We start from the raw sequence: 25,761 nt of genomic DNA, 5'->3' as shown, positions 1-25,761 counted from the left end.
CGCGCCTGCGCTCCAACAGTTGATTCACGGGTCTGTGACGGTGACTGACCTGACAGAATCGCTCAGGTGACCCTGCGTGACCAGCCGAGCGTTGCTGGACCGGGGCGCGCTGGAGGGAGTGGTCGTGACCGCCATCGTCGTCATGAACTCTGAAGAGGTCGAGATCATTCGTTTGGGGGCACTCCCGGAGCCGCGCTTCCGCCCGATGCCCGGGTCGCGGAAGGAGGCCGAGCTCGAGGAAGCATGGGAACGAGAGATGGAGCTCCTCGAGGAGGAAGACGAGACCGAGCCATCGGAAGACCTACCGGTCGAGTCCGACGGACAATTCGGCGGTCCGGTCGACCACTCGTTCCCGAAGACAGTCGCTGCTCAGCAGTGGCGGCGCACAGCCCTCGATCTGGCTCTGCTCGCCGGTCGCCTGGGCGATCGGCTCATGATCTTTGGGATCGGAACCGTGCACGGTGGCCCAAGGACGAGGGACCCGGGTGTGCGACGTGCCGAAGTGCGTGCACGTTACGTGCTGGCTGACCCGATCGATCTCGACCTCGTTCGCTCCCGCTTAGATGCGCAGAACAAGCGAAGGTTCGACGAGACGATCGCCGGCCCGATGCGGCCGATGTCTCCGAAGCTTGCGAAATGGGTCACCGACGCGGTCCATGCGCTCGCCCCCGAAGTCACAGATGCGCTTCGAACCTCGCTGCGAGCTGCGATGGACGAGCGAGCGGCAACGGCAAGAGTCCGTCGCCAGGCCGTCGCTGTCCACGAGGCGATGTCATCGGCACTGCACATCTTTACGCCGAGCTGGCACAAGCTCGAGCCGGAGGAGGCGCCGTCGCCGTCTGAGTGGGCGACCGCGCTCGACATCACGGCGGGACGGGCCAGCGAGAATGACGTGATCACCGACGACGCGGGGGTCTTCCCGGGCTGGGACCGGGACATATACAGCGTCAGGGGCTGGTGGGGGTTCCGCTGGAAGGACCGGCGTCTTCTGATCAAGAACATCAATGTGTCGACCGTCGAGTCGGCGACCGGCGCTGACCTGGTCTATGTGCGCCGAGACCCGGACACGTTCGTGCTCGTGCAGTACAAGCTCCTCGAACGGCTGAAGGACGGACGGCTGATCTTCCGGCCCGATGGTCGACTGGGGAGCCAGGTCGCGCGGATGCGCGCACTGGAGGGCATGCACGACACGACGGCGCCCGATGACGACTTGATCACATACCGCCTCGGCGATGGCTTCACGTTCGTCAAGTTCGTCGAGCCAGTCTCCGCTCGCCCCGGGCGAGCCGGCGAGCTTTCCCCTGGCTTCTACGTTCCCAGCGAGTACATGCGACGCTGGTTGCTCAACCCGGGCACCGGTCCACTTGGAGGAACCATTTACCCGGTCGGCGAGGATAGACACCTCACCTCGGAGACCTTCTCGCGTCTGGTCCGCGACTCGTGGGTCGGCTCGACCGGCGACGCGACCACACGCCTCCATGAGGTGTTCGGCATCCGAGACACCACTCGCGACCTGGTGCTTGCCGTCGACGAACCAGTCGCGGAGTTTGGTTCTTGACCGCGAATCGTCTACTGACAGTTGATTGATCCTGCCTTGACGACCGCTGTGCAGATTGACCCGCTCGCTGACCACCACTGCGCCAGAGGAGATCAAGCGTGAGTAGGTGCGGCGTCGTTGTCGGCGGTGGCACCGCGGGGACGGTGGTCGCCGCGCGGTTCCGGGTGCTGCTCCTTGCTTCTGGAGGTCAGGTTGATCCGCATACAGCTGTCGATGAGCCGATCAACCACTTCCGGCTCTGGAACGGCCCGTTCAGCTTCAACGAGCGGACGGTCGTCCAGCGGGCGACGGGCAGGTCAGCGGAGCTGTCCGGGCGGAAGGCACTTGGAGGCGGACCGGCAATGAACGGAATGCTGCACGTCCGCGGCAGTGAGCTACGACGCCTGGGTCGAGGCCGGCGCGAAGGGTTGAGGACTCGACGACCTGTTGCGGTACTTCCAACGGAGCGAGACAGCCCCTGGACGGGATTCTGTCCTGCCAGGTATTTCAGGACCGATGAGGATTGGCTGGCCCGTCTGCGGTACCGAACCGGTGGCTTTTGCGATGCTGCTACCGCAGCCAAGGTCAGCTCCCCGATGACAGACGACGTAGGAGAACTGAGAAGGACAGCGCGGTGCGGATTGTGGTGGGCGCTTTGAACCGGCTACGGGGCGCTGGCTGGGATCTGCTTGAGAGGGCGGCCCGATTGACCGGCCGGTCAATCGAATCAGGCCGTGCGGCCGCTCCTCGGAGGGCGCTGCGGGTCTCCGCGGACCTGATCGAGGTGCGCGAAATCCGCCGAGACCTCGAGCATGTGTGCTTGCAGGTACCGGGCTGGCGAGGGGCAGTCTCCCGTCCGGACTGCTGGCGGACGAAACGACGATGTCCGCCAGCGTGCGTCTCGTCGAACCCCACGCGCTCTTGGCCTCCCGCTCCATGAACTTCACGCGTTTGAGCCCTTCGACCGGCTCAGGAAACGTCAGTTCCGGCCCGTGGACTATGAGCGGCGCGGAGCGGTCGGAATTTCCGTGCCAGTTACTAGTATCTGGGTAGTCGGCGTGATGGGTGCCGTAGGACTGAGGGGGAATGGGTGCCTGGACTTGAGAACTGGCAGTCGCTGTCGTTCGGCTCCTCGCTGGAGGAGTCGCCGACCGCAATCGCCGCGGCTCCGGTCATGGACAGTCTGGACCTGCTGCCGTTCAACGAGATGACCTGGGAGAACTTTGAGAAGCTCCTGTGGCAGGTGATGCGTGACGTCGAGGGATTGCGTGAGGCACTCATCTATGGGGAGCGTGGTCAGGCGCAGTTCGGCCTTGACGTGGTCGCTTGGACGCCGGGTGGCTCGGCGGTGGCACTTCAGAGCAAGAGGTACAAGAGGTTCGGTCCCGCCGACCTCAAGGCAGCGGTGGAGAAATTCCAAACCACTGAGCGGCCGTTTGAGGTCGAACGACTCATCATCGCTGTCGGTCGAAAGGTGCAGACGACCGAGGCGGCCAAGATGCTCGCCACCTTGCAACGCGAGCTCGCGCCGATCAGGCTCGACCTGTGGGACAGCAGGAACCTCTCTGAGCAACTCCGCGACCAACCATCGATCGTCATCAGGTTCTTCGGTATGCCCACGGCGGTGCGTTTCTGTGATCCATTCACGATCGATCCGCTCGTCGTACCGACCGGCAACGCCGTTGTGGCGCGGGACGCGTTGGCGAGGACACCAGAGGTGGCTACTGGAGCAGCTGACCTCTTGCGGCAGGCGGAGGTACAGTCGACGGATCCAGCGCATGCCCTCAGCCTGATCGAAGCCGCGCAGACCAAGCTCCGAGAAGCGGGATTCGGGGGCCACGCCGCCCAGCACGAGGCCACTCGCGCGCGCCTTCTGGTTCAACTTGGCCGCGGCGAGGAAGCCGTCCGCAGTACGCTTGATCGGTTGTGGTTCGCTCTCGATCAAGGCCTGACCGGCACTGCGCAGAGTCTCCAACGTGAACTGCACGAGCTCGCGCAAACTGTCACGGGCTCCGAGCGGAGCAGAGAGCTCGACAAGGTCCCAGACGCCGCGATGCACGTCTACTTCCACCCTTTGGGGGATGTCCCTGAAACGTCGGCACTTCTGGTCGGGGACCCAATAGACCGAGCTCGTCTCGGCGTCCTCGCCGGCGAGACTGAGCTGGCGAACGACCGCTCGGAGTGGCTCGCCGATGCACAGGAGACGCTGTCGGCCCTGCAGGAGAGTATCGACGACCCGCACATCAGGACCCGACTCAGGCTGCTGGTCGCGGAGGCTGACGGGGATTGGCGAGCCCTCCTCGCCGACGCGCGGACACGCCGCCTCGGTGACGCGTTGAATGGATTGGTCACCGCCCGCTACGCGCGGCGATGCGCTCTCAATCAGGAGTTCGAGCTGGCCGAAGGCAGCTGGGCCGAAGCTGCAGGTGATGCCTGTTTGGCTCAGCGTTGGACAGATGCGTACAGGTGGGTTTTCAGCCGCCGTGCTTTTCGCGGACGATGGCGACCGTTCACGAGCGATGAACTGCTGCCCCTGCAACTCGCCATGCGCGACATGGGTCCTGCGTCGACCATCGTGCCAATCGACGAGCAGGCATATGAGGGCGCGCTCGACGGCCTTCGCCGTGGCAACCTCCGCTCCGCCGCAATCTCTGCGCAACGCGCCTTGCGGGATGCTGTCGCAACAGCCGACTGGCCCGGTGAAGAACAGGCTCGCCGAGTGCTCGCCTCAGTCCTCGGGGAGGTCGGTGAGCTCCAACGGAGCGCCCGGCATCTGGCGAGAGCGGGGGACGTCAATGGCATCAAGAAATTGGCAGAGGCGAACTCCCTCACGTTCATCGATTCTGTCACGGACCTCGCGGCGCCGAACTACTGGACGGTCGGGACCACGTACCAACTCCTCGCAGTTCAAGTCGACCTTGTACCTGATTCCCTGGTTGGGCAGATCGCCGATCATGTCCTCGAAGAGTTCGCGAGTGCGGACGACGGGCGACTGATCGACTTGCGGGGCTTCAACACGTCTCGCTACCAGGGGGCTCACAAAGCACTCGCGGGAATCGCGCATCGTCTCACCGAGAGACGAGCCAGGCTGGCCCTCCAACACTTCAAGACTCAGCCGGCGGTCGACAGCAACCACTACCGGTACCACGACGAAGACGAGGCAGTCGCGGTCGCGCGTATCGCGCGCAGTCGCCCTCGTCTTCGGCGGTCGGCGTTGCATCATTTGATCCCGCTGCTCGCGCGCTCTCAGTCCGCACGAAACGGCACGACCTTGGCCGTTGTTGACGAGTTCTTCGAGGCCGTTCGGAGCCTCCTGGAGAAGCTTGCCGCGGAGGGAAACCAATGGGCCCAGCAAGTCATCGCGGCGCAGACTTCCGAAATCAGCAACGCCGATGCCACCGAGGGTGCGCTGACAAGACTCACGACCCCTCTGGAGCACGTGCCCGGCGTCTTCACGTCCGGAACCTCGGGGATCCCGGACTCCGTGTTCGCGCGAAACCTTCCAGCAGCTCGCCGTATCCCGGCAATTGAGGAACTCTTCAGGAGGGCCAACGATCCGCTCGTGGGCTCGAACGACCGGTGCGAGTATCTGATCGCTGTGTCAAACCTAGTCACTGATCTAAGAGAGCGGGATCGCGTGAGGTTTCTCGCCGCCGCGAGCCAGTGCGCGACGAACCCGACGCCATCCGAACATGACGCGTTCGAGCGTCAGTTCGGTCACCAGCTCGGGGCGGTCCACTTCAAGCACGTCGACCGCGACATACGCAACCGTGCGATCTTCCTCGCCGCCCACCTCGTGAAGAAGCGTGCCGAACGAGCGAACGTCCGGAATCTCGCCTTCGCGCTCCTTGGCGACGGCACTGACTCTGACCGGTGGGCCGCCGAGGCGCTCCGAGATCTCGGCCTCGACACGATCAAGGGCGACGTCGGTTCATTGGTTTCTCATGGCTGGGCGCCTCGGAGCCTGGCGGGGATTCTTTGGGTCAAGTACGGAAAGCCGGAGTTCGTGGGTCAGCGCCTTGCCAGAGATCCAGACGTGAGGGTCCGCCGCGCGCTGGCCAGAGCGATGGCGGGTGAGCCTCCGGAAGAATTCCACCAGCCGGTGCGGGCTCTCCTGGAACAGGATCCCTGCTATAGCGTCCGCACTACACTCCACACCGCCGACGACAACTAGACTCGAGGCCAGAGCCAGCGACCACGCCCCAGCATTCCACTGCCAGAACTGCCTGCTCGACCGCAGCAAGGCCGATCCAAGCGAGTGACTAACGTTCCGGCACACATACGCGCCAGGGAGAGTGTCGTTCGGCGACGTCGGGGACCATTACTGGGTCCCTATGCCAAGCCCGATACGAGACCGTTTGATGTGCCGTACCTAGTCTGATGCTTGGGTTGACTGCACTCTAGCTCCGCAGCAGCGACCGAGGCGTCCCGGAGATCGGGGACGATCACGGCATCGCTTCCCAGTCTGCCCGCAGCGTCGCCTTCAGGCGCCGGGCTGGTCGCTCATCCGCGCAGTACCGCGCGCGCACAGGTCAGACTACGCGCGAGTCTGAACCGCAGCAGGGTAGCCGCCGAGCCTCCAAGCAAGGGTCGGCACCGCCTTGAATGCTTCGGCCGCGCTTGGCGGCGTGAAGCCGAGCTCTGGGAGAACGTTCATGGTGAAGAGCACTTGCAGGGTGTTGGTGAGCTCGTACATGAGATCGGGGTCTTGTAGGTACTCAGTGGCGCGTGCGTCGCTGTGGGCGAGAGCGTTCCGAACGTCGGCAACCTGCGCGGCCCAAGGCTTGTGCGGCCCAAGCAGCGCGAGCCCGAAGTCAGCGTCAAGGGCACCTGCAAGGTCCTCGAGACGGGTCTGCAGCGACGGGAGGTGACCTCGCTTCAGAATGTTCCTAGCCCAACGCCGGTCCTTGCCCGTGGCAATAGTCGCCAACACTCGCTCAAGCCTCTCGGTCTGCGCGGCTGTCGGGATTTCGCGGTCGGGTCTGAGAGTCGCATGCAGTTCCTCACATGCGCCGGTCGCGTAGAGAAGACGAGACGCGACGTCACGCGACGCGAGACTCTCCTCGAAGCTCGAGAACGCCATCGTGCATCGGTTCCAGAACTTGAACCAGCCGGCGAGTTGGCTCTCAATCGCCAGATTCTCGGTGTGGAGCAACATCTCCCAGAACCGAAGTTCGCGTTCGCCGCGGGCAGAGAGGTGGCGCCTTACCTGTATCGGCCACGAGGCCTTGCTGCCACTGTCACGCCTGTGGAGAGTTACCGCGGAGAGGGATTCGGCGGTAAGTCCGCTGAGGCTGACGAGGCTACTGAGCGGCCGCAGGAAGGATTGCAGCATCTGGTCGTACGTCAGAGGCTGAATGGGCTTCACACGCACAGAGTGGACGGCCGTGATGCTTAGCGTCTCCGGCGATGCGGTGCGCCGTTGTCGCGCACCGGCCCAAAAGCTGACTGTCCCTGGGCCGACTGGAATGTCGGTGATGCCTCCGTCGTTGGTCGCGTACCCACCGTCGATGTGTCCGATGATCGACCTGCGGTGGAAGGCCTCGAGGTTCGTGATCGTGGCTCCGGCCGCGGAGAAGAGCGTGGTGCGCGGCGACCTGAGGCGAGCTCCTTCATAGGCGGTGTCGATGTGGAGCCGATGTCTGTCGTGTCGGTTCCCCGTGCCGGCGTACCAGGAGGGCACTGCCCGTTCACAGGTGACCGGGATGCCTTGTACCTCGCCCCACAGAATGTCGATCGGGCTGAAGTCCGCGCGGGGAAGCTGTCCGATCAGAGTGATCTCGACGCCACCGTCCTCGCCGATCTCGTAGGTACCTGGCAGCCGATGCCGTCGGCCAGGCATCCACCAGACGGCGGGCTGGGGCGTTGTTGTGTCTTGAATCACGGATCTATCTAAGGTTCTCCGGCTCGCAGGACGGTGGCGACACGGCGGATGCGCGTGAGCTGGGGCTAGTGGGGCTCGGTTCGTGTTGATCGCATAGGTACATGGTCGACGCGGCGTACGGCCCGCCCCGTGCCCAGCTTCTTGTCCCGAGTGGACATGCAAAGAGACTACGCTCGGTAGTGAGGTCTGGCATCCGCAGTCGGGTGTCGTTCAGCGCGACTGTCGAGAGAAGTCGGCGCAGAGCCGCAGCCTTTGCCACCCCAGACTCGAAGTCTTGATCCGAGCGATAGGTGTCACGGACGGCGCGCCCAGACAGCTCGTCGCGCCGAGGCGATGGGCCGTCGCGGTGCCGTGTCTCTGCTCGTCGCCGTCTTCCCGCCAAGCGGTCGACGAGGAGGAGGTGCTCAACTGCTGCTGAACGATGTCGCCGAAGGCCGCCCACCCCACACGACGGAGGATCGATTCAGACTTCGGGACCCTGGGGCCACAATAGGTTGGTGCTAGATCTTGAAGCGAGTGTCGACCGGGTATGGGATCGCGATCTTCGGCCGCTGGTCCAGGAGTCCCTGCGCTGTTACAACGCGGGCGCGGTCCGGGCCGCGATCGCCGCCACCTGGACAGCCGTGGTTGCCGACCTCCTCGGGAAAGTCGGACAACTCGCCGAGGAGGGTGAGCCGATTGCCCAGGCGATGCAGAAACAGGTCGTCAAGGCGCAGGAACAGGGACTGAGCCCCGAGGGGGTTCGTACAATGCAAGCCATCGAGGACCAGCTCCTCAAGACAGCCGTCGACCTGGAGTTGATCGACTCGATCGGGCAACGCGACCTGGAACGGATCCGGCAGGACCGGCATCTCTGTGTCCACCCCTCGCTGCGCAGGCACGGCGAGGCATATCAGCCCGAACCCGAAGTTGCCCGGGCTCATCTCGCGGTCGCCCTGACCACCCTGCTGCTGCACCCGCCTGTCCAGGGCCAGCGGATTCAGACGTCGTTCACGAACTACGTCACTGATCCCACCTTCTCGCCGGCGCCATCGCACCTGCAGTCGACCTACTTTGACCGGGTCCGAACAGGCACCCGCCGGAGAATCGTGGCGATCGCGGCCAAGCACGCCTTGCATGAGCTCGACCTGCCCGAAGGTGTCGTCGTGCCCAATCGCGTCGTCGCGGATCCGATGGCGTCAACACTCAAGGCCTTCGCCGAGCGGGACCGTAGCCTCGTGCGAGATGTCGTGGACACCCAGATGAGCCGCTTCGCCGCGCTCGAAGGCACGGCGCAGGCTCGTGCGCTGGCCAGGCTAGGGGATGACGACTTCTTCTGGGACGCCGTCGACGCGCCTGTCCGTGACAGGCTCGTCGCCCTCGTCGAACAGCCCGGACTTCCTGTAGAAGAGCGAATGGCGGTCATCGCGCTCGTAGGCGTGCCTGTCGCTCGCGAACATCTTCCGGCACTCGAGGAGATCTTCAATGCGATGCCGCTGTTTGAGCAGATCGATGTCATGGCCGCTCGCCCAACAAGCTACTTCGTCCCGACGCTCATCGAGGTCGTGAAGAGGACCCCGAACTGGGCGACCGGGAGCTACCTGGCCAACCGGGTGCTTGTCGAGCACGCTGAACATTTGACCTCGGCACAGTTGGAGGATCTGCTCCAGGCCTGGGTCGGCAACGATCAATGCCGTCTGGCCAACGGGATGCCCGAGGCAGCCGCGCGAATGGCCGCGTTGACGGCCGGCGTGTACCCGGAGAACCGTCAGCACTGGACAGAGTTTCTCAAGCTGGTCAGGATCTTCGAACAGAGCGGCTATTACAGCTACCGCGAGCTGGAGCTGGAGCTGGAGCAGGCGGTGCCTGTCAGTTCGGCAACCGATCCAGGCGTGTCTTGAGGAAGTGTTACTCGATCAGCGTGACCGTCGGGTCGGCGTGGACCAGGAGGTAGCGGCGGTGGCCCGCGTCGGGAAAGATCCGGTAGTCGAGGATCTAACGGTACGACTCGAAGCACTGCCGACGAAGTACTGTCCGATGGGGTCCGCTGCGGGCTGCCACCTTCGGCCCAGTAGACCGGCTGATCGAGCTGGAGCAGCCCCTCACCGACTCGCATCTCTCGAAGGTCCAGCGACAAGGCAGACGTTGGCGCGGACCCGACAGGTACTGCTCCGTCACTGCTCGGTGGAGCGCGCACGCTCGTGTGACGACGGCAACTGTGGGTGTAGAGCCTCAGTGTGAACCCGGGTTGCTGTGACCTAGGTACTCCGCCAGCCAACGGTCTATGTCGTAAGCATCTTCCGCTTGTCGCGACGGCACGGCTGGGCTGAACGGAGATCGGAGCCCCGCTGGCTCGTCAGCGGCGCTTCAGTTGGCACTGCCAGACGTCGAGGAAGCGTGCGCGGAACGCGGCTTCGAAGTATGCCAAATACAGTGCCCAGATCCGCGTGAATCCTGCGTCGAAGCCCTGAGAACGAACCGAGTCCAGGTTGTCGCAGAAGCGGTGTCGCCACTCGCGTAACGTGGTCGCGTACGACGCGGTCAGGCGGACGGTCGCCGTTAGTTCCAGTGAGGTTTCGCGGGAGACGATCCGGCCTATCTCTTCGAGGCTGATCAGTTCACCACCTGGGAATATGTATCGGTCGACCCATGAGTAGTTTCCCAGCGAGCGTTTCATGCGGTGATCGGGAAATGTAATGGTTTGGACAACGGCAGTTCCTCCGGGTTTGAGAAGTTGGTCCAACTGCTTGAAGTAGGTGGCCCAGGACTTGGATCCCACTGCCTCGAGCATCTCGACCGAGACGATGGAGTCGTAGGCGTCGCGGTGATCCCGGTAGTCTTCGAGGATTACGCTCGCGCTGCCAATGTCCGCCAGACGCTTCGAACAATGGTCGAACTGTTTGCGCGAGATCGTGAGACCGACGGCGCAGGCACCTCTCTGAGTTGCGGCGGACAGCAGGGCTCCCCAGCCGCAACCTATGTCCAGAAGTCGGCCGCCGGTGCTAATTTCCGCGAGGTCAAGGATCCCCTCGATCTTCGCCGCCTGTGCGGCCTCGAGTGTCGCGGCGTGCCGGTAGTCTGCGGATGAATACGTCAGATCGTCATCCAGGAAGAGGCGGAAGAATTCGACCGGGAGGTCATAATGTCGCGCGATGTTCTGCCTTGCGTCTTCCCTCGAATTGTTGGCAGTTGTCGGCATCCGCCAACGCCAGCCCACTTTCGATGCCATCGCGCGCGCAGTCTCCCTCGATGTAAGAGCATCGGCGTAGACGGTTAGCCACTCCACGACCGCATCGGTCTCGCCACGAAGATCGCCGGCGCCGGCGCCGCCGCGCCACGACCCGGTGATAAAGGCTTCCCCGAATCCAAGCAGTCCGTCACGGAGCAGACGGGCACTGAAATCGCCTGCATCCACGACCGTGATTGCCGGAACATTGTGGTTTCGAAGCGGCTTTGGTCCGGACAGCATCGCCTGACGGTCGCGATCCATGGTTCTGGAAAACGCCGCCAGTACCAATTTTGCCAATGGCTGTCCCAGTGGCCGAATGGTGAGATGATCCCAGTTCGGCCCCAGAGCTACCTGGTCGTTGCGTCGCGCCATGATCCCTGCCTGGTTCTCGGATGTCGGTCGGGCTAGCTGCCACCCAGCGTGCGGATGAGCTGGAAAATCGCGTAGAGGCCGGGCGCGATCTTCAGCAATCCGACTGCTGGATTCGAGATCGGCAAGAGCGGCCAGTTTTCTGCGTCTCGTGCGGCCAGCACGACGTCCACGTCCGAGCCGGCAATGCCGCCTCGGGGGGCCTGACCCTTGCTGCTGCGCGAGGACTGTCGACGCCGGAGTTCCGCGTGCGAGATGCGCTCTGTGACGAACTGTTGCACTTCAGCCCGCACGCGCTTGTGCGACTGAATGACAGCGCGAAGAGTCATTATGACGAACGTCAGGTCGGTGATAACCCCGATGACTGCGAAGACGCCGGCAACTGTTCGATTGAGCGACCCTGTCTGAAGCATGTCGAACACGGCGATCATAGAAATTGCGAAATTGATTGTCGTCGCATAGCTCAGCATGATCAAACCGATTGCCGGAGCCCAGCCGAAGCTGCGGTCACGCCAGCGAGGTACGTAGCGGGCGTGAAATCTTGGTTCATTTCGAGCGGACACGAAGTATCGCCCGACCAGCCCATAGAGCCAAGCGCTCGTGAGGGTGAAATGGACGCCGATCGCGCCGACCCCGACGCAGTAGATTGCCAGGATGACATGATGATGGTAGTTAGCCCACCAGCGATCTCGGAGAGTCGCCTCCGGGGCGGCTGGATTTGCCAGGGCCTGAAAGATTCCACCCGACTCCAGGTTGCGGCTGTACAACCAGATGGTCATCATGACGGAAATGGCGAATATCAACGCGCTTTGCCAGCCGCGGGGTATGTACCTGTCGAGCGCCTCGGCGATGCTGCGGCGACCCGCTGTGCTGGCGCTGTCCTTCGGAGCCAATCCGGTGCGCTGCAGGTCCTGGATCAAGGTCTCGAGCCGTCTGATGATGACGAGGTACGAGATGGCCGCAAAAGGCGCTGTCAAGGAAAGGAGGACTGTCGGGATATCCACCAGGAAGGGCACGCTCAGGCAATTGGTTGGTTCTCCTTGGCGCAAGAACAGTGACGCCAGGAAGACCCTGAATCCCTGGCACCCGTCTTCCCTGGCGACGCTGTAGGCGCCGGTCAGGATCAAGGTGGTGAGGAAGGTCCCGAGTGGCCACAGTGCGAGCCTGAGATTGTCACCTCGCCGACTGGAGCCCTTGACGGGCAGCAACGTCCTAGCGAGAGTCCGGAGCTTCTCGTAAGTGCCTCGGCAAGCCCTTGGGATCATGTTAGAGGTCCAATGCACGCAGGACCGTTGCCGGGCGCTCGAGTATCATCAAGTGGCCGGCGTCCTGGACGGTTTCAATTCTCGCATGGTTATTAGTGCGCTTCAATTCGTCTGCGTCCTTGTTTGTGACCAAATGGTCGGCGCTGCCGAAGACGGCCGTCAGTGGCACTTTGATGGCACCCCAGGTTTTTGTTGCGTTGTATCCCGGCCCGTTGCGCGCGGTCAGCACGACGCCCCTCGGGTTCAATTGCGTGATGAGGGTCTCGACGACTTGGCGCCGCATCCGCGCGGGCTTGGCGACGAATGGTGCGATTACACAGCGTGGACCGACTACTGCACTTGCCGCTCGCACGGCGACTGTTCCGGCCAGGCCCGCAAGACACAAGGCGTAGTACGAATTCCAGAGGATCGCCGTCCGCGGAGTTCTAACCAGACTTCTGATCGGAGCTTTGATGGCGTTCAGAATTCCGAAGTAGGCGCCTGCGGCTACGTGGACGGACGTCACTCGCTCTGGGTGCTTGGAGGCGATATCCAAGGCGAGGAAGCCTCCCATGGAATGACCCACAAGGCGGATGCGCTCGAATCCGGCTGCCGCCACCTGGCCCATCAACATGCTGCAGACTTCATCGATATCCATCGTGTCGAGGCGGTTCTCGGACCGTCCGAAGCCCGGCAGATCGACCACGAGTACGTTGCCCAGATCGATGTCGAGTTCGCGAGCGCACTGCAGCATCGGCGTCCAGGTGGTCGCATCCGCCGCGACACCGTGCAGCAACAGGGTGCACGTTCGTCCAGCGGTCGGTCGAGAGAGATAGAACTGCACCGCGCCGTAGGGCGTGCAGGCTCGACGAGATTCGAATCCGAGCAAATCCAGTTGTCGAACGATGTCCTTCGGACAGTAGCCTTCGCAGGCTTGCATCATGTTTCCGCCTTGATTGAACCGCGGAGAAGATCCTCCACGCGTGGTCGCATGGTGGATCATTCGCATCGCTGGAGTCCAGCGCCCACGTCGGCCGCGAGGAAGAGCGTTATTTGGGCACCCGAAGGGCGCGCCTCGAGCAATGCCCGAAGACCGTCGGTGGCTTGTTGTCGTTCATCGCGCAGCGGCTTCACTCGGTATTGCCCTGGACGTTGAGGCCAGGGCGGATCTCACCCCCCGCTACCAGTATCGGGACAATGCGACTCAACGTTACGGAGAGATGCCGGGTGACTCCACAAGGGGCGTGATCCCGCTGGCTCGTGGCATAAGAGCGGGTCTGGGCTGGAGGATGATCTGGCTCAGCGGTGGTCGCGCGACACGTCGCGGAGAGATGGAGAATGTCTCAGATGTCTCAGCCGACGACGCACACCAGACGCCACCCCAGAAAGTGAGCAACAGCGATCGGAAGCAACAACGCGTGTAGGTGTTCAACTGGCTCGAACCGACGGATCGACTCGAAGCCGGCCGCGCCACCGTGCCCGGTACCTCAGCGGAGAGCACCCGTGGAGGTCGCCGGCCGAGGTGACGAGGTGATCGCGCGCGGCCGCGCGGCCAGGCGTGGGAATCGCCACGGCTCGGTCGGCGCGTCCGATCGAAGCTGTGACGGTGTCGCCACATCGGGAGTACCAATGGAATGATCAACGTACGGCTGTCGAAAGATTGCCTCAGGCAAATTCCTGCTCCGTGGAACACCGACAAAGCATGATCACCGCTGATCATCGACGAAGAACGAAATCGCAGATCAGAAGGCATATTCGCCCGTCCGCCCTGCTCTCGCGGCGACGCTGCAAGAGATCTACACCATCTCCGAGAGCCCGCTGGGATCCGCCTTCACTGCGTCGCAGCTGCTCAGTCTCAGAGGCTGGCAACCAGGTTGCCAGCTGTGCGTTCCTTGCTCGAACGACTGGGCGGCGATCGGTGGTGCCCTGCCATGGGGTCGTTGCGCCGCCTGGTCTTGGGGGGCCGTAGCTGGTCAGCCAAAGTTTGCCTGTGGCATCCGTTGAGTCGCCGTGGTCTGGGATCAGAAGTCCTGGGCCTCGGGGTTGACGACTGGAACGGAGGCTCTCGGTGGATGAGAAGACCGCGAACGGCGACGACGTGCGGCGGCGGGTGGTTGAGTTGGCGACTCGTGCTGAGGCGATCGTTGAGGCGCTTGAGGCGAAGGCTGCCGATGGGCGATGGGCGATGACGGCGTTCAGCAGGTATCGGTTGTGTGAGTTGCTCGACGTCATGCCGTACGACAGGTACGAGGGCGAGCTTGAAGATGACCCAGCGGCGTTGCTGGATGAGGCGGCTGGGTTGGCGGATCAGATCGACGTGTCGATCGAGGACTTGAGTTGGCGGTTAGCGTTGGGGGACGCGTTGCGGACGGCCGCGGGTGATATCCGGAGGGTTCGTGATGCGGGCGACGTATGAGGATCTGTTGCGTACGGCAAGGCGGATCGCGGTCAGCGCGCAGCGGGGGACCTATCCGGATGAGTCCGAGGTGCTCGCAGACTGGCAGGCGGTGCTGTTTGCGACGAAGTACCACCTGCGGTGGTTGCGCGGACGTCTTAGTACGGAGCCCTGGGAGTGTCCACCCGGCAAGCGCTCGGACAATGCGCTTGGACGTGTGGCGCAGGCGATTGGTGCTGCTGCTGATTTGCTGGCGGTCGAGGATGCAGCCGCGGCGACGGCGCTCAACGTCGGTGAGGATTTGGTCGCGGCACGATCTGAGGTCGCAGCCATCGCGCTGATGGCCGCGAAGGTCGTCCTTCGGAACACGTGGTCCTTCGACGCCGAGCGGACGCATCTGCGCTCTGTGATGCGAGAGTTGGCTGACATCGCTGGGTCCGACGTACGGCGTACTGGTCTCGGTGGGTTGGCTGGTCTCGCGGCCGGGGGTCCTGCTGTCCTGGCCGACGCTCGATCGATGATCGGGCCGGCAGCGGCCCGGTGGGAGCGTGCGCACGCCTTGATGCCTCCGGCGGCTGTGCTGACGCGCGATTTGCGGTCGACGACTGCACAGCTCCGTACCGTTGGCGGCTATGTCTGTCATCTGGCAACGTCTCTGTTGTCGGCGCCGGCTTCGGGGCTGGACGCGCGTGAGCGGCGCGATCTGAAGGTCATCATCAGTGAACTGCGAGGTTTCGGCGCGAGTGCCGGCCGTGTCGAGAGCACCTGGCGACGACGACTGTCTGATCTGAGCGGTCTGAGCGACTCCCAGGGGGAGGTCGCGTTCCTCGATTTGAAGGGTGCGGTCGATCGCATCACTCGAGACGAGCGAGGCTTTCGCACTGCCCGTGAGTTGGTCCCCGACCATCGATCCGCAGCAGGACTCCTGGATGTCGCCGACGAGCTCCTCTGGTGTACGGAACAGGTCAGCCGGAATCAGCAGCAAACCGTGAGCTGGCTGATCGGTGCCGGACGCCTCTTCGTTCCACGGCAGGAGGCCCCGAGTCGACATCTTCTACCTCCGGCGCCCAGTTGGTGGCTCACGTCCGTTGCAGGCGAGGTGGGTGCGTACAGACCTCGCAGGCTGCTTCGACGAGCTGCGAGATGATTTGGCGGACGCTGCCGACCATCTGAAGGCTGCCTCAGACGTCGCCCGTCGACTTGCAGGAACGTCGGCATTGTCCCGTCGTACGGCGGAACTAGGGATGCGGATTCCGCAGCCGTACGTCGATGGCACGTACCGGATCGCGGATCCAGGACAGGAGTTCGCCGACCTTGTCCGTTGAGCCTCAGAACCGATTCATCGGGAGGTTGCTGTGGGCAAAGGACAGGTGCGGGCAGAGGATCTCCACCGCGCGCTCGATGCGGAGATTGGCAAGCTGCACAGGGGATCTGACTGGAGCAAGTGGCTGGAGGTCGCGGCGTTGTTGCCCACCTACGGCTTCGGGAACATCGTTCTGATTAACCTGCAGATGCCACAGGCCAGCTGGGTGGCACATGCGCAGATGTGGGAGAAGCTTGGGCGGCGAGTGCGGACAGGGCAGGCTATCCGGATCCTCAGGCCGACTCGTTCGAGAACAGCCTTGTCCGGCGCGCTCGAAGCCGCCGGCCGGAAGTACGACGCGGAGGGCCTGGTCGAGCAGCAGGTGATCGGCTTCCAGGTCGGCGCGGTGTACGACGTGACCGCGACGGAAGGCCAGCCGATCTATTTGCCTCGTCCGCCGGCACCGGCCTCCGAGACTGCTGCGAGAGGGCTATGGGACGGGCTGTCGCGGGAAGCCGCGGCAAGTGGATTCGCCGTCGATGTGAGGCCGACTAGTGACTCATCTGAAGGTCTCACCGACTACGACTCGAAGCGGATCGACCAATACCTGAAGATCAACCGAGCCCCGCTCGGCCCGGTGCCGGCGCGCCCGCTCGACTCGACTTTCCTGACACCCGATGTCGACGGCCCGGCCTTGTGAGGCGACTCGGGCATGGCAGCCAATGAGAGGGTCGCTGCGCTGCGGCGAGCGCGTGAACGGCAGGCGAGGATCGAAGCGGCGACGGACCGGACGATCAAGGCCCGAACATCACTCGATCGTGCGATCGAAGCGAAGGCGAACGCGATAGCGCGGTACGACGAACGTGTCGCTGATGCTGAGGCGGCATGGGCGTGTGAGACTGCCGAGCTCGCCCGGGTCTGCAGGTCTGCTGAGGTTGCGGCGGAAATCCTTGGCTGGTCGGTTCGTGAACTCCGACGCGTCGTGAAATCAGACTCCGAGCGGCGAGCCAGTTCTGAGTGTGAATCAGATGACCGGTCGCCCTCAGGAGGTACCGATGTCGGTTCTTGACTCTGATCCACTGTGGGACATCGACCAGGTCGCGGCGTACCTGAACGTGCCCAAGCGGACGCTGTATCGCTGGCGAACTCTGGGCTACGGGCCACCGGGCAAGAAGGTTGGCCGGCACCTGCGGTACCGGGCGACCGATGTCATCGCGTGGTTCGCCAACCTGACCGACCAGATCCTCGATGAGAGGTGGGACCAATGATCGAGATTACTCACACTGCAGCCGACGGTACGGTGGCCTCCGGAACACACAAAGACGACCGCTCGGCGGAGATCCTCAGGGCCGCCAACTGGCGCTGGTCACGTCAGTTGGGCGCCTGCTGCTTCCCGGGCTCGCGCCAAAGGCGGTCCAGATAGCGCCCATGGCATGGAAGGAGTCAGGGGCCGATCAAAGCGACGCCGAGGACTGCCCAGGTGCTTCAGACGGGACCGGCGGTCAGTGACGCGAGTCCCCGCAGGATCGGACACACTGAGCCTCATGCATCGGTTGTTCCGAGGTGAGCGACGCGGGTGGTTGGTCCCGGCGTTCCTTGGGGTTGCCGGCCTTGTATTGGCCGGTGTCTTCATGAGCAACGTCATAGACGAGTACGACGCTCGGGCAATCCTCAGGGCCAGAGGCCAGCAGGTGACCGCCACCGTAACCGAGGTGACCGAATACAGCAGATCGAATGAGTCGCTAGAGGTTCGCGCCACCCTGCCAGATGGCCAGCTAGTCGATGTGGACTTCGCCGAGAGCAACCAGCTCGGCGCCAAGGTCGGGCAGCTCGTCCAGGTCACAATCGACCCCAATGACATACGCACCAGCATGCCACCGACCAGTTGAATGACGGGCAATCCTTCGCGAGCGGGCTCGCTGCGACGAGCGGTCCCTTCGCACTCTTCGCCATCGGCTGCTTCGTCTTCGCCTTCATCAGGACCAAGCAATCAGGCCGTCGCACTGATCCGTAGGGTCGTCTTGGTTGCAGCTCCGGCTGCAGTTCGATCGCGTTCAGTCGCGTTCGGCAAGGTGCACTGCCGGGCGAGCGCGGTAATACGAACTCCTGGGGATCGCCCCGAACACGGCCAGGTCGAACGTAAACATCGCCGCCACAGCCGCGGTCCGGAGCCCACCTCTTTGACCACCTCTTTGGCTGCGCAGGGCCGCAAGGTGGCGACAAGCGTTGGGTACTACATTGTGTGATGGTTCCCAGGTCAGGCGGCAGTTTCGGGGACCACTGCGCAATAGCCACAAACGTGGAGTCCCAGTCCGCGGGTTGTGGGTTCGAGTCCCACGGAGCCACAACACCACGGGGCCTACAAACCCCAGGTCAGGGCGACCATGACCGCAACCGCAACCACCTCAGCGCACACGGTTGCCACCTTTTTGGCCAGCCGACCTGGCGTCTGGGCCGCTCCCCAGCGCTGCGACGGCTTGGGCGTGGCTGATCTTCCGACCGAGGTACCCGTCCTGTGTCATCGAGACCCGGCTGTGTCCGACCTGGTTCGCGATCGGCCGCGCCGAATGGCCGGCGCTCGCAGCGTCGGGTATGCCAACAAGCCTGGCAAGGCCGATGATCTCCCCACGGCCGGGGCAACCGCCCTGATCGACGGCATGAAGGATTTGCCCTCGATGCTGGGTTTAGCGATCTAGTTCCACAGTCGAACCGCGGCTCGACTTGCTAATCGGAGCAATAGACCAGTCTCGCCGAGTAGGTGGGTCTGTGTACCGTTCGAACTGTGGATGGCGCGTGGATGCAAGAAAAGCTGACAGAGTACTTGCACCTGGCGGAAAGGTACGACGCCGAGCTGCGCGATGCGGCCTATGAAGCGGTGTCGAGCGAGGCGCAGGGGCTCAACGACGACGCGACGAAGCTGCTGCCGACAATCGAGCGGATACTGACGGCGCTTGACGTCATGCCTGAGACCGGCCTTCTCCCTCCGGCATACCGTGGAAGCAACGAGACGCCTCGCTGGGTCATACAGGGGCTTGGGATTCTTCGCGACCGAAACGAATGGGCTACCAGGCTCGCGCCAGAGGCTCCGACGCTTGCCGCCACTGGCTTCCATCCGTTGATATGGGAGGCTGCCGCACCGTTGTGGGACGCGGAGCCGGCGGCCGCGATTGAGTCTGCGGCGAAGTGGCTGACGGCTCGGATCCAGGAGAAGGCTCAGTCGAAGGACCCCGATCGCGAGCTTGTCCAAGATGTGTTCTCATCCAAGCCGAACAAAGGCAGGACTCGGCTCTGGTTCCCTGACGACCGAGAAACCGCTACGTGGAGGTCGAGACAGGATGGTCTTCACCTCCTGTCGATGGGAGCCTACGCAGGCATTCGCAACGTCGCTGTGCACTCGCATCAGCCGGGGTGGTCCGAACAGCAAGCCTTGGAGTATCTAGCCGTCTTTTCGACCGTGGCCCGCTGGACAGATGAGACCGAGGTCGTCAACCCGTTGTAGCGCAGCCTTCGTGCGGTAAGCGGTCGTGTGCCGATCAGCGCCTTACAAGTTTCTCTACGTCCTCAAGACGGGCCCATCCAGGGCCCGAAAGTGCGCCGCCACCACAGGGCGGGACGCCTGCCTCCCGCTTCGCTGCGCTTCCGGCGCGTCCCTTGGCTTGGCGCGCACGTGCCAAAGGGTGCCAGGTCGAAGACAGCAGAACTCGCCATCAACGATCCGACGCGCTGCCGGTGCACCACTCGCCGGAATGGTCGGCCGCGCACCTCGCCGGCTGGTCCATGCGGCCCGGCTGGCCGGTGGGTTCCCGCATCACCCCGCTAGCGATCATGGGAGAGCGCGGTCCGCACGGCACATGTCAAGGGCGCCTACGGCGTCCCTGTGGGATCTTCGACCCTTGACCCGTACCGCACCGCACCGAAGGGCGGCGGCCATCGAGGCGATGCGGGAGGACTGTCCATGCCCTTGACACGTAACCGTCAACGGCTCCGAGTTGGCCTGTCGTCGGTGCGGACCGCCCTCAGATCGTCGGCGTGCCGAAGAGCGGCGACGAAACTTGCACCCATGGCGCTGAACCAAGCCAGCACCACCCAGCCCGTGAACCGCAGCCAAGAAGTGCTGGCGTCGAGTGCCATAGTGCTTGCCCAGACCAGCCAGACACCCAGAAATGCGAAGAGGAATGCTACCCCCGCCACGTCCAAGGGCTTCCGCTGCCGCTGGACAATGAGTCGAGCTAGACCGCGAGCTGGCAACACACTGCCAAGCGCAACGAAGGCGGCCGCCGCCGCGCAGGCGAGAAGAGGCGGGCCATCCATGGCGATCGCGAACCCGCCGACCATGCATGTAACGAGCGCCCCGCCCAGCAGGCTCAGCACCTTTTCTCTCACGGCGGAGACCGTATGCGGAAACTACCCGGCAGCGCCAGCACCGATGCGATGTCGACGCGGAGATGACCGATGTGCCCTGCACGTGCACTTGACACTTATGCGTCAGTTGGTACGTCCAAGGCTCGCCCAGCGAAGATGGGGCATGACCAACGCCGCGGGCGTCATGTTTATCCATTGGTTCAGCTACCTCATGATTGCGCGCGAAGCGCACGAGCGCGCCGTTGCTTGGCGAGAGGACTCGCCAAGCGTCGTCTCTGGGGACGGGCTTGTCGCCGTCGTCTTCGCGGCGCTGTCGGTCGAAGCTTTCATCAACGAACTCACCGAGATGGCGGCACGGTCTACGTCGCTGTCCCCGCCAACCGAAAACGGTGTGATGACCGACCTTGGCCGGACGCTGTCCGAGATCGAGGATGCCAAAGGTCCAGTCGAACTCAAGTACCAGATGGCGTTCAAGATCCTCTCCGGAACGACGCTCTCTCCTGGTGAGCAGCCGTACCAAGATTTCAAGAAGCTGGTGCAGTTGCGCAACGACCTCGTCCATCTTCGCCACCGGGACCGAACCGATGATGCAGGATATGTGTCGCCGATGTCTGGGGTGGTTCGCGACCTCCAACAGCGACGCATCACCCTCACGCGGGGCCGCATGCCTGGCGATGTGCCAGGTGGAACCTCGTGGCTCGATGAGCTGCGAAGCCCTGAGATAGCGGCATGGGCCTGCCGCGCGGCGGCCAGCATCATCACTACGCTCGGAGAGATGCTTCCCGATGACGAGGATCTTGGCATAGCTTTCGTCAAGCAACAGGTCAGCCAGATTCCTGACCTGGCCTAACTGCATATGGGGAGCCGAAGCGGCCTAGAGCCACCACTTTGGATGACAACCCTGCGAACCAACGAGAGCGATTGAGGACTCCTCTGCGTAGGAGTTTTCCAGGTCAGGCCCACGATTCGACTGACGGCGCGCACTGTCGAATAGCCTGGGTCCCCAATCCGCGGTTTGTAGGCCCTGCCACCGACAGGGGAGGCGGCGGCAGGGCCGGTCCTCGTTGCTCGCTTGCCGTGCGCAACGAGGTTGGTAGGCGCGACCGACGCGGAGGTGAGGCTCACGCGCCGGCCTCGCCGGTCTTAGGCGAAGTGCGGTCGGGTACTGGCAAGAGCCGGGTTGTCGTCGGGATCGAACGGATCAGGGTCCAGCCATCGGATCTCTGATGCGCCCACGTGCCCATGGACTTCCAAGAGGTCCCCGATGCCTGGCCAGAACGTCATCGACGGGTTGCGCCCGAGCCACTTGACGGCGACCCATTGGTGGCCGTCCTCGTTCGGTGGGAACTCGACGACCAAGGCGACAACGCCGGTACCGCTGACGCCCGATGGATCGCGATACCTATACAGCTCCCCGCGGCGCATCTCGTCTCCTTTCTCAGCTGTGGTGGCGGCCCGGCGACGGTGTCGAGCGTGCCTCAAGACTCGCGGCTGAGTCACGGACAGCAGAACCCTGTCTACGGACATTTGCGGACATTTCGTGTTACCGTTCGTGCAGACATTTACCGACATCTACCCATAAGTAAGGGTGGGCGATTCGAGTGAACGACGTGCTCCGGCGCGCGATGTACGACGCGAATCTCACGGACGTGGACGTGTCAGTGAAGCTGGTCGTTGACCCGAAGACCGTGCGGAACTGGATGCGCGGCCAGATGCCACATCGTCGTACCCGCGAGGCCTTGACCCGGCTCCTCGGCGTTGAGGAGGAAGTGATCTGGCCGGAGCATCCATCGATGGGTGAGAACAGCCGCCCAGCGGAGATCGCCGGCGTCTATCCGCGACGTACGTCGATCAGTTCGCAGAACTGGCTGTCGTTCTTCGAGTCCGCGAAGGCAGAGATCGGCATCCTCGCTTACAGCGCCCTGTTCCTAGCAGAGGACGCCCGCGTCATTCGCCTGTTGCGCGAGAAGAGCGTCAGCGTCCGAATCAGGATCGCGCTCGGTGCGCCCGACGGGACGAATGTAGTCGAGCGCGGCATCGAGGAGGAGATCGGCGAGGCGATGGCAGCGAAGATCCGCAACTCTCTTGCGCTCCTCGAACCTCTCCTGAGCCGTGACGGCGTCGAGCTGAGGCTGCACGACACGGTCCTCTACAACTCGATGTACCGCTCGGACGACCAACTCCTCGTCAACCAGCACTCGTACGGGATCCCGGCTGCCCAGTCACCCGTCTATCACTACCGTCACTCGGACGACAGCGAGATGTTCGACTCGTACGTCACCAGCTTCGAAGCCGTCTGGTCAAGGGGAGACCAGGTTCACTGAACTCATCAACGCTGCCAGCAAGTCTGCGCGCGACTGGTCGAGGTGTCGGTGTTGTTGCAGGCCAGGTACACGGGGTCGGCGACTTCGTCGAAGATGAGCGGTACGCCGGACGACCGGCAGTCGGCCCGATGCCGCCGACACCGCGCCGAATGAGGCTCGCGGTGCCCCTCGCGTTGTGTGTGGATCCTCAGCCGCCGTAACCGCGTTTGAGCAGGAACTTGGCGCCGGCGTCGTAGCCCTTCGGTGAGAGGAGCTCGAAGCCAAAGGCGTCGGCCAGGCGGTTGGTGGTGTTGAAGGCGACGGCAACGGCGAGGGCGTCTTTGAGCTGAGCGGGGGTGGCGCCGGCGTCCAGGGCTTGGCGCATGTCGTCCGGCGTCGCTGTCCCTTGGCGGGTCAGGACGTCGAGGACGCGGAGCGTCGCCCGCAGGGGTTCCTCGATGGGCGCTGACTCAAGGTCGTTAAGCACGGCGGTCACGCGTGGTTCGTCCTTGGAGGCCTGGGTCGCGGTAGCCGTGTGGGCGCCGATGCAGAACGCGCAGTCGTTGACTTTCGAAACGTAGGCTGCCATCAGCTCGCGGTCGGCCACGGACCATGCCGACGGGCCACGCATCGCGTCCTGGGTGAAGACCTTCGCGTGGTTGCCGTAGAAGTCCGGCCGGTAGAAGGTGATCTTGGCGGCGTCAGGCAGTGGTTGGCCGGAGAACAGGCGGATGACGTTGAAGAGCACCTTGTTCTTGCGGCTGTATCCGTGGTTGAGGGTGTCAAGACGCATCTCTGGGCCTCCGATCTCCCATCGCCTCGACCAGCGCGGCCAGACCGGCGTCGTACAGTCGCGCGGACTTCCCGACTGCGGCGCAGACGACCAGTTCGAACATCTCGTCCTCGCTCAACCCTGAGGTCTTGGCCGCTTGCAGGTCATGTCCGGTTACCTGCGCGGGCCGGTCGGCGACCTTGCCGATCAGGTCGGCCAGGGGCGAGGACAGTCCGTCGTTCGCGAACGCGCGCGCCCGGTCCTGCGTCGAGGACATCCCTTCGCCGAGGACGACCCGGTCCTCGAGCGCCCGGTACGCCGCTCGCTTGTCATCATCCGGCATGACGCCTGTACCTCCAGGTTCGATCCGAGGGCGGTTCGCCCACTATGTACCTGACGATCGGGGCGGCACCGAATTCGACACGCACCCCCGCCTCCCCTCAAGTTGCCTCGTGCACAAACGACGGCGCCAATCGGCGCACTGAAGAGTTCAGTCAACTGATCAGTCCGTCGTCGCCGGAGGCCGCTGTTGCGGAGGCACATTGTCGTCGTACCCTCGGCGAATGATGACTGCGGAGGAAGCTCGGTCGCTGGCTTGCGAGCTGCTTGCCGACGAGTTGCCTCGACGCTGGGCACACACTCAAGGCGTGGCTGCTCGCGCGCGAGGTCTGATGGCCATCCTCGGCGAGCAGTCCGAACTAGTTGAGGTGGCTGCGTTTCTGCATGACATCGGGTACTCCTCAGGGGTAAGTGCGACCGGCTTTCATCCGCTTGATGGAGCCCGGTACCTCCGGGATGTAGTCGGTGCAGACCCAGTCGTCTGCCAGCTCGTCGCGCATCACTCGGGAGCTTTGGTGGAGTCGGAGGAGCGCGGGATCAGGGAACTCGCTGTGGAGTTCGATCAGCCGGACCGACACCTGCTGGAGGCGCTGACGTACTGCGACTTGACCGCGGCCGTGGACGGCTGCCAGGTCGGCGTCGAGGAACGCTTGAGCGAAATCCTGAGTCGATATCCGCGCGAGCACGTCGTTCATCGCTCGGTCATGCGGTCAAGCCCTGCGTTGCGGTCAGCGGTTCTGAACGTGCAACACCGCCTCTCCGCTTAATCGAAGTACAGCGTCCTGCCGGGCTCGAGGTAGTGGGCGATGCGCCGGCGCATGGTGCTGTTCATCTGCAGGCTGTCGAGTTCCGTCTGTGGAATCCAACGGACTCGCGTGCTTTCGCTGCTCGGTGTGGGCGTGCCGCCCATGGCCCGGCCGCGGAGAAGGATTGAGAACTCTTGGCGGGCTTCGCCGTTGCTGGTGTAGAGGATGATGTGCCTGGGGTCGGTGTAGATGCCGAGGACATCGAGGATCTCGCAGTCGATGCCGGTCTCTTCTTTGGTCTCGCGTACGCCGGCCCGCGACATGGACTCTCCGAGGTCGATCGCGCCGCCGGGTAACGCCCAGTTGCCGTTGTCGGAGCGCTCGATCATCAGGATCTCGCCGGCGTCGTTCTCGATGACTACGTTGACCGATGGGACCATGCTATTTGCGGCTGGTGCGTTGGGGTCGTCGTAGTAGTCGATCCGCTTGGCCATCAGGACTCCGTCAACGGTCGTGCGCTGTCCCAGACTCGCTCGAAGCTGTCCAGGTAGTGGCGGGCGAGCTCGCCGCCAGGGATCTTGCGCAGGTGCCACACCGGCGCCTGCGCGGCCGGCAGCCCGTAGATGTGGGTGTTCACGAACAGTCGATCATCTGCGCGGTAGATCGAGTTGTAGAGCACGGTCCGGTGCAGTCGGAACTCGATGCCGTGCGCACCCAACAGGTCTCGGTAGAGGACCTGCGCGTTGCGAATCTTGGCAGCGACGGCATGGCCGATGCCCTCCTCCTCACCACGTTCCGCGACGTGCGCATCGTCCGGGTCGCCCAAGAGGATCCGCACCCGGACACCGGCCTTGGCCTTCTTGCGGATGATCCGCTGGAAGCCGGAATCTTCAGCCAGGAAGAGGCCAGCATAGACGAGGATGCCGATCTCCGCGTCGCCAGATTCGAACAGGTGCTTCCAGTCGTCAGCTGGCACGTCCGCGCGGTGCGGGTAGATGCGTACGAGCTCGCTCTCGGACAGGGCGGTGGCGCGGTCCTGGGTCAGGGCATCTGGCCACAGGTACGATTCGTCGCGGCCCAGCCGGATAGCCAGGCGGTGGCGGTTGCGTGGGAACGGGACGATCTCCCCGCCGACCCAGCGTTCGACGGACTTGACGTTGACTCCCAGCTCCTCCGCGAGGGCATGATGGGTCAGGCCATGTTCCACCATGGCGGCTCGCAGTCGTTCGTTAGGCACGGGTCCTAACCTAAGACATTTCGGGACATTTTGAGTCGAACCAAGACATCCCGGAGATGTCT

General features: G+C 63.6%; 23 protein-coding genes. 13 read left to right on the top strand and 10 right to left on the bottom strand.

Going from position 1 to position 25,761, the window contains the following annotated elements:
• The first annotated feature begins 124 nt into the window (after positions 1-124).
• Together OHA18_RS41415 and OHA18_RS41410 are read left to right on the top strand one after the other, a co-directional pair.
• A complete protein-coding gene (locus OHA18_RS41415; protein WP_329000886.1) occupies positions 125-1,558 on the top strand; it encodes a hypothetical protein in 1,434 nt (477 codons plus the stop codon).
• Between the two features lie 1,069 nt (positions 1,559-2,627).
• Positions 2,628-5,711 (top strand): hypothetical protein, encoded by a 3,084-nt coding sequence (locus OHA18_RS41410; RefSeq protein WP_329000885.1) that lies wholly within the window; start codon positions 2,628-2,630, stop codon positions 5,709-5,711.
• Positions 5,712-6,074: 363 nt separating this feature from the next.
• Here OHA18_RS41410 and OHA18_RS41405 read toward each other — a convergent pair whose 3' ends face one another.
• Positions 6,075-7,379 (bottom strand): HEPN domain-containing protein, encoded by a 1,305-nt coding sequence (locus OHA18_RS41405; protein WP_329000884.1) that lies wholly within the window; start codon positions 7,377-7,379, stop codon positions 6,075-6,077.
• Positions 7,380-7,918: 539 nt separating this feature from the next.
• Here OHA18_RS41405 and OHA18_RS41400 point away from each other — a divergent pair.
• Complete coding sequence (locus OHA18_RS41400) at positions 7,919-9,301, top strand: hypothetical protein (RefSeq protein WP_329000883.1); 1,383 nt, start codon at positions 7,919-7,921, stop codon at positions 9,299-9,301.
• Positions 9,302-9,756: 455 nt separating this feature from the next.
• On the opposite strand, the gene OHA18_RS41395 is transcribed toward OHA18_RS41400, so the two are convergent.
• The 3 genes from OHA18_RS41395 to OHA18_RS41385 all read right to left on the bottom strand — a co-directional run bounded on the left by OHA18_RS41395 (position 9,757) and on the right by OHA18_RS41385 (position 13,251).
• Positions 9,757-11,001, bottom strand: coding sequence for a cyclopropane-fatty-acyl-phospholipid synthase family protein (locus tag OHA18_RS41395; protein ID WP_329000882.1), 1,245 nt, complete (start codon positions 10,999-11,001; stop codon positions 9,757-9,759).
• 32 nt (positions 11,002-11,033) lie between these two features.
• Positions 11,034-12,125 (bottom strand): hypothetical protein, encoded by a 1,092-nt coding sequence (locus OHA18_RS41390; RefSeq protein WP_329000881.1) that lies wholly within the window; start codon positions 12,123-12,125, stop codon positions 11,034-11,036.
• A gap of 139 nt (positions 12,126-12,264) precedes the next feature.
• A complete protein-coding gene (locus OHA18_RS41385; RefSeq protein WP_329000880.1) occupies positions 12,265-13,251 on the bottom strand; it encodes an alpha/beta fold hydrolase in 987 nt (328 codons plus the stop codon).
• 1,059 nt (positions 13,252-14,310) lie between these two features.
• Between OHA18_RS41385 and OHA18_RS41380 the strand changes: the two genes are divergently transcribed.
• The 7 genes from OHA18_RS41380 to OHA18_RS41350 all read left to right on the top strand — a co-directional run bounded on the left by OHA18_RS41380 (position 14,311) and on the right by OHA18_RS41350 (position 19,439).
• Positions 14,311-14,658 carry a hypothetical protein gene (locus OHA18_RS41380; RefSeq protein WP_329000879.1) on the top strand — a complete coding sequence of 116 codons (348 nt, stop codon included), beginning with the start codon at positions 14,311-14,313 and terminating at the stop codon, positions 14,656-14,658.
• Positions 14,642-15,784 (top strand): hypothetical protein, encoded by a 1,143-nt coding sequence (locus OHA18_RS41375; RefSeq protein WP_329000878.1) that lies wholly within the window; start codon positions 14,642-14,644, stop codon positions 15,782-15,784. Before OHA18_RS41380 ends, OHA18_RS41375 begins: the two co-directional genes overlap by 17 nt.
• A 208-nt stretch (positions 15,785-15,992) precedes the next feature.
• A complete protein-coding gene (locus OHA18_RS41370; RefSeq protein ID WP_329000877.1) occupies positions 15,993-16,640 on the top strand; it encodes a hypothetical protein in 648 nt (215 codons plus the stop codon).
• A 355-nt stretch (positions 16,641-16,995) separates the two neighbouring features.
• On the top strand, positions 16,996-17,208 hold the full coding sequence (locus tag OHA18_RS41365; protein ID WP_329000876.1) for a helix-turn-helix transcriptional regulator: 213 nt from the start codon (positions 16,996-16,998) through the stop codon (positions 17,206-17,208).
• 276 nt (positions 17,209-17,484) lie between these two features.
• The gene (locus OHA18_RS41360) at positions 17,485-17,829 is read left to right on the top strand and encodes a hypothetical protein (RefSeq protein WP_329000875.1); all 345 of its coding nucleotides are present in this window, start codon (positions 17,485-17,487) and stop codon (positions 17,827-17,829) included.
• A 645-nt stretch (positions 17,830-18,474) separates the two neighbouring features.
• Positions 18,475-18,636 (top strand): hypothetical protein, encoded by a 162-nt coding sequence (locus OHA18_RS41355; RefSeq protein WP_329000874.1) that lies wholly within the window; start codon positions 18,475-18,477, stop codon positions 18,634-18,636.
• Between the two features lie 86 nt (positions 18,637-18,722).
• Positions 18,723-19,439: a TIGR02391 family protein gene (locus tag OHA18_RS41350; RefSeq protein WP_329000873.1), complete on the top strand. Its 717-nt coding sequence runs from the start codon at positions 18,723-18,725 to the stop codon at positions 19,437-19,439.
• Positions 19,440-19,915: 476 nt separating this feature from the next.
• Here OHA18_RS41350 and OHA18_RS41345 read toward each other — a convergent pair whose 3' ends face one another.
• Positions 19,916-20,323, bottom strand: coding sequence for a hypothetical protein (locus tag OHA18_RS41345; protein WP_329000872.1), 408 nt, complete (start codon positions 20,321-20,323; stop codon positions 19,916-19,918).
• Positions 20,324-20,465: 142 nt separating this feature from the next.
• On the opposite strand from OHA18_RS41345, the gene OHA18_RS41340 reads away from it, so the two are divergent.
• Complete coding sequence (locus OHA18_RS41340; RefSeq protein WP_329000871.1) at positions 20,466-21,152, top strand: hypothetical protein; 687 nt, start codon at positions 20,466-20,468, stop codon at positions 21,150-21,152.
• Between the two features lie 293 nt (positions 21,153-21,445).
• Here the strand turns inward: OHA18_RS41340 and OHA18_RS41335 are convergent, their stop codons facing one another.
• Positions 21,446-21,727, bottom strand: a complete 282-nt coding sequence (locus OHA18_RS41335; RefSeq protein ID WP_329000870.1) for a hypothetical protein — start codon at positions 21,725-21,727, stop codon at positions 21,446-21,448.
• A gap of 176 nt (positions 21,728-21,903) precedes the next feature.
• Here OHA18_RS41335 and OHA18_RS41330 point away from each other — a divergent pair, with 176 nt between their 5' ends.
• Positions 21,904-22,626, top strand: a complete 723-nt coding sequence (locus OHA18_RS41330; protein WP_329000869.1) for an XRE family transcriptional regulator — start codon at positions 21,904-21,906, stop codon at positions 22,624-22,626.
• Between the two features lie 187 nt (positions 22,627-22,813).
• Here OHA18_RS41330 and OHA18_RS41325 read toward each other — a convergent pair whose 3' ends face one another.
• Positions 22,814-23,398, bottom strand: coding sequence for a carboxymuconolactone decarboxylase family protein (locus OHA18_RS41325; RefSeq protein WP_329000868.1), 585 nt, complete (start codon positions 23,396-23,398; stop codon positions 22,814-22,816).
• Entirely contained in the window at positions 23,388-23,720 is a 333-nt protein-coding gene (locus tag OHA18_RS41320; protein WP_329000867.1) for a hypothetical protein, read from the bottom strand. The genes OHA18_RS41325 and OHA18_RS41320 overlap by 11 nt, the downstream gene beginning before the upstream one ends.
• A 220-nt stretch (positions 23,721-23,940) precedes the next feature.
• Here OHA18_RS41320 and OHA18_RS43470 point away from each other — a divergent pair, with 220 nt between their 5' ends.
• Positions 23,941-24,483, top strand: a complete 543-nt coding sequence (locus tag OHA18_RS43470) for an HD domain-containing protein (protein WP_442914360.1) — start codon at positions 23,941-23,943, stop codon at positions 24,481-24,483.
• Here the strand turns inward: OHA18_RS43470 and OHA18_RS41310 are convergent.
• Together OHA18_RS41310 and OHA18_RS41305 are read right to left on the bottom strand one after the other, a co-directional pair.
• Positions 24,480-24,956: an NUDIX hydrolase gene (locus OHA18_RS41310; RefSeq protein WP_329000865.1), complete on the bottom strand. Its 477-nt coding sequence runs from the start codon at positions 24,954-24,956 to the stop codon at positions 24,480-24,482. The genes OHA18_RS43470 and OHA18_RS41310 overlap by 4 nt on opposite strands.
• The gene (locus OHA18_RS41305) at positions 24,956-25,699 is read right to left on the bottom strand and encodes an XRE family transcriptional regulator (protein WP_329000864.1); all 744 of its coding nucleotides are present in this window, start codon (positions 25,697-25,699) and stop codon (positions 24,956-24,958) included. Before OHA18_RS41305 ends, OHA18_RS41310 begins: the two co-directional genes overlap by 1 nt.
• Between the last annotated feature and the right edge of the window lie 62 nt (positions 25,700-25,761).

The sequence above is a fragment of the Kribbella sp. NBC_00709 genome (genome assembly GCF_036226565.1).
In the GTDB taxonomy this organism is placed as follows: domain Bacteria; phylum Actinomycetota; class Actinomycetes; order Propionibacteriales; family Kribbellaceae; genus Kribbella.
Note: the sequence above shows the minus strand (reverse complement) of the source record. Positions and strands in the feature narration are given on the sequence as shown.

Coding starts and splice junctions, on each gene's coding strand:
- OHA18_RS41405 (WP_329000884.1), bottom strand. CDS start 7,379: ATGCCTGGCCGACGGCATCGGCTGCCAGGTACCTACGAGATCGGCGAG.
- OHA18_RS41325 (WP_329000868.1), bottom strand. CDS start 23,398: ATGCGTCTTGACACCCTCAACCACGGATACAGCCGCAAGAACAAGGTG.
- OHA18_RS41320 (WP_329000867.1), bottom strand. CDS start 23,720: ATGCCGGATGATGACAAGCGAGCGGCGTACCGGGCGCTCGAGGACCGG.
- OHA18_RS41310 (WP_329000865.1), bottom strand. CDS start 24,956: ATGGCCAAGCGGATCGACTACTACGACGACCCCAACGCACCAGCCGCA.
- OHA18_RS41335 (WP_329000870.1), bottom strand. CDS start 21,727: ATGCGCCGCGGGGAGCTGTATAGGTATCGCGATCCATCGGGCGTCAGC.
- OHA18_RS41395 (WP_329000882.1), bottom strand. CDS start 11,001: ATGGCGCGACGCAACGACCAGGTAGCTCTGGGGCCGAACTGGGATCAT.
- OHA18_RS41375 (WP_329000878.1), top strand. CDS start 14,642: ATGCGGGCGACGTATGAGGATCTGTTGCGTACGGCAAGGCGGATCGCG.
- OHA18_RS41385 (WP_329000880.1), bottom strand. CDS start 13,251: ATGCGAATGATCCACCATGCGACCACGCGTGGAGGATCTTCTCCGCGG.
- OHA18_RS41365 (WP_329000876.1), top strand. CDS start 16,996: ATGTCGGTTCTTGACTCTGATCCACTGTGGGACATCGACCAGGTCGCG.
- OHA18_RS41340 (WP_329000871.1), top strand. CDS start 20,466: ATGACCAACGCCGCGGGCGTCATGTTTATCCATTGGTTCAGCTACCTC.
- OHA18_RS41360 (WP_329000875.1), top strand. CDS start 17,485: ATGCATCGGTTGTTCCGAGGTGAGCGACGCGGGTGGTTGGTCCCGGCG.
- OHA18_RS43470 (WP_442914360.1), top strand. CDS start 23,941: ATGATGACTGCGGAGGAAGCTCGGTCGCTGGCTTGCGAGCTGCTTGCC.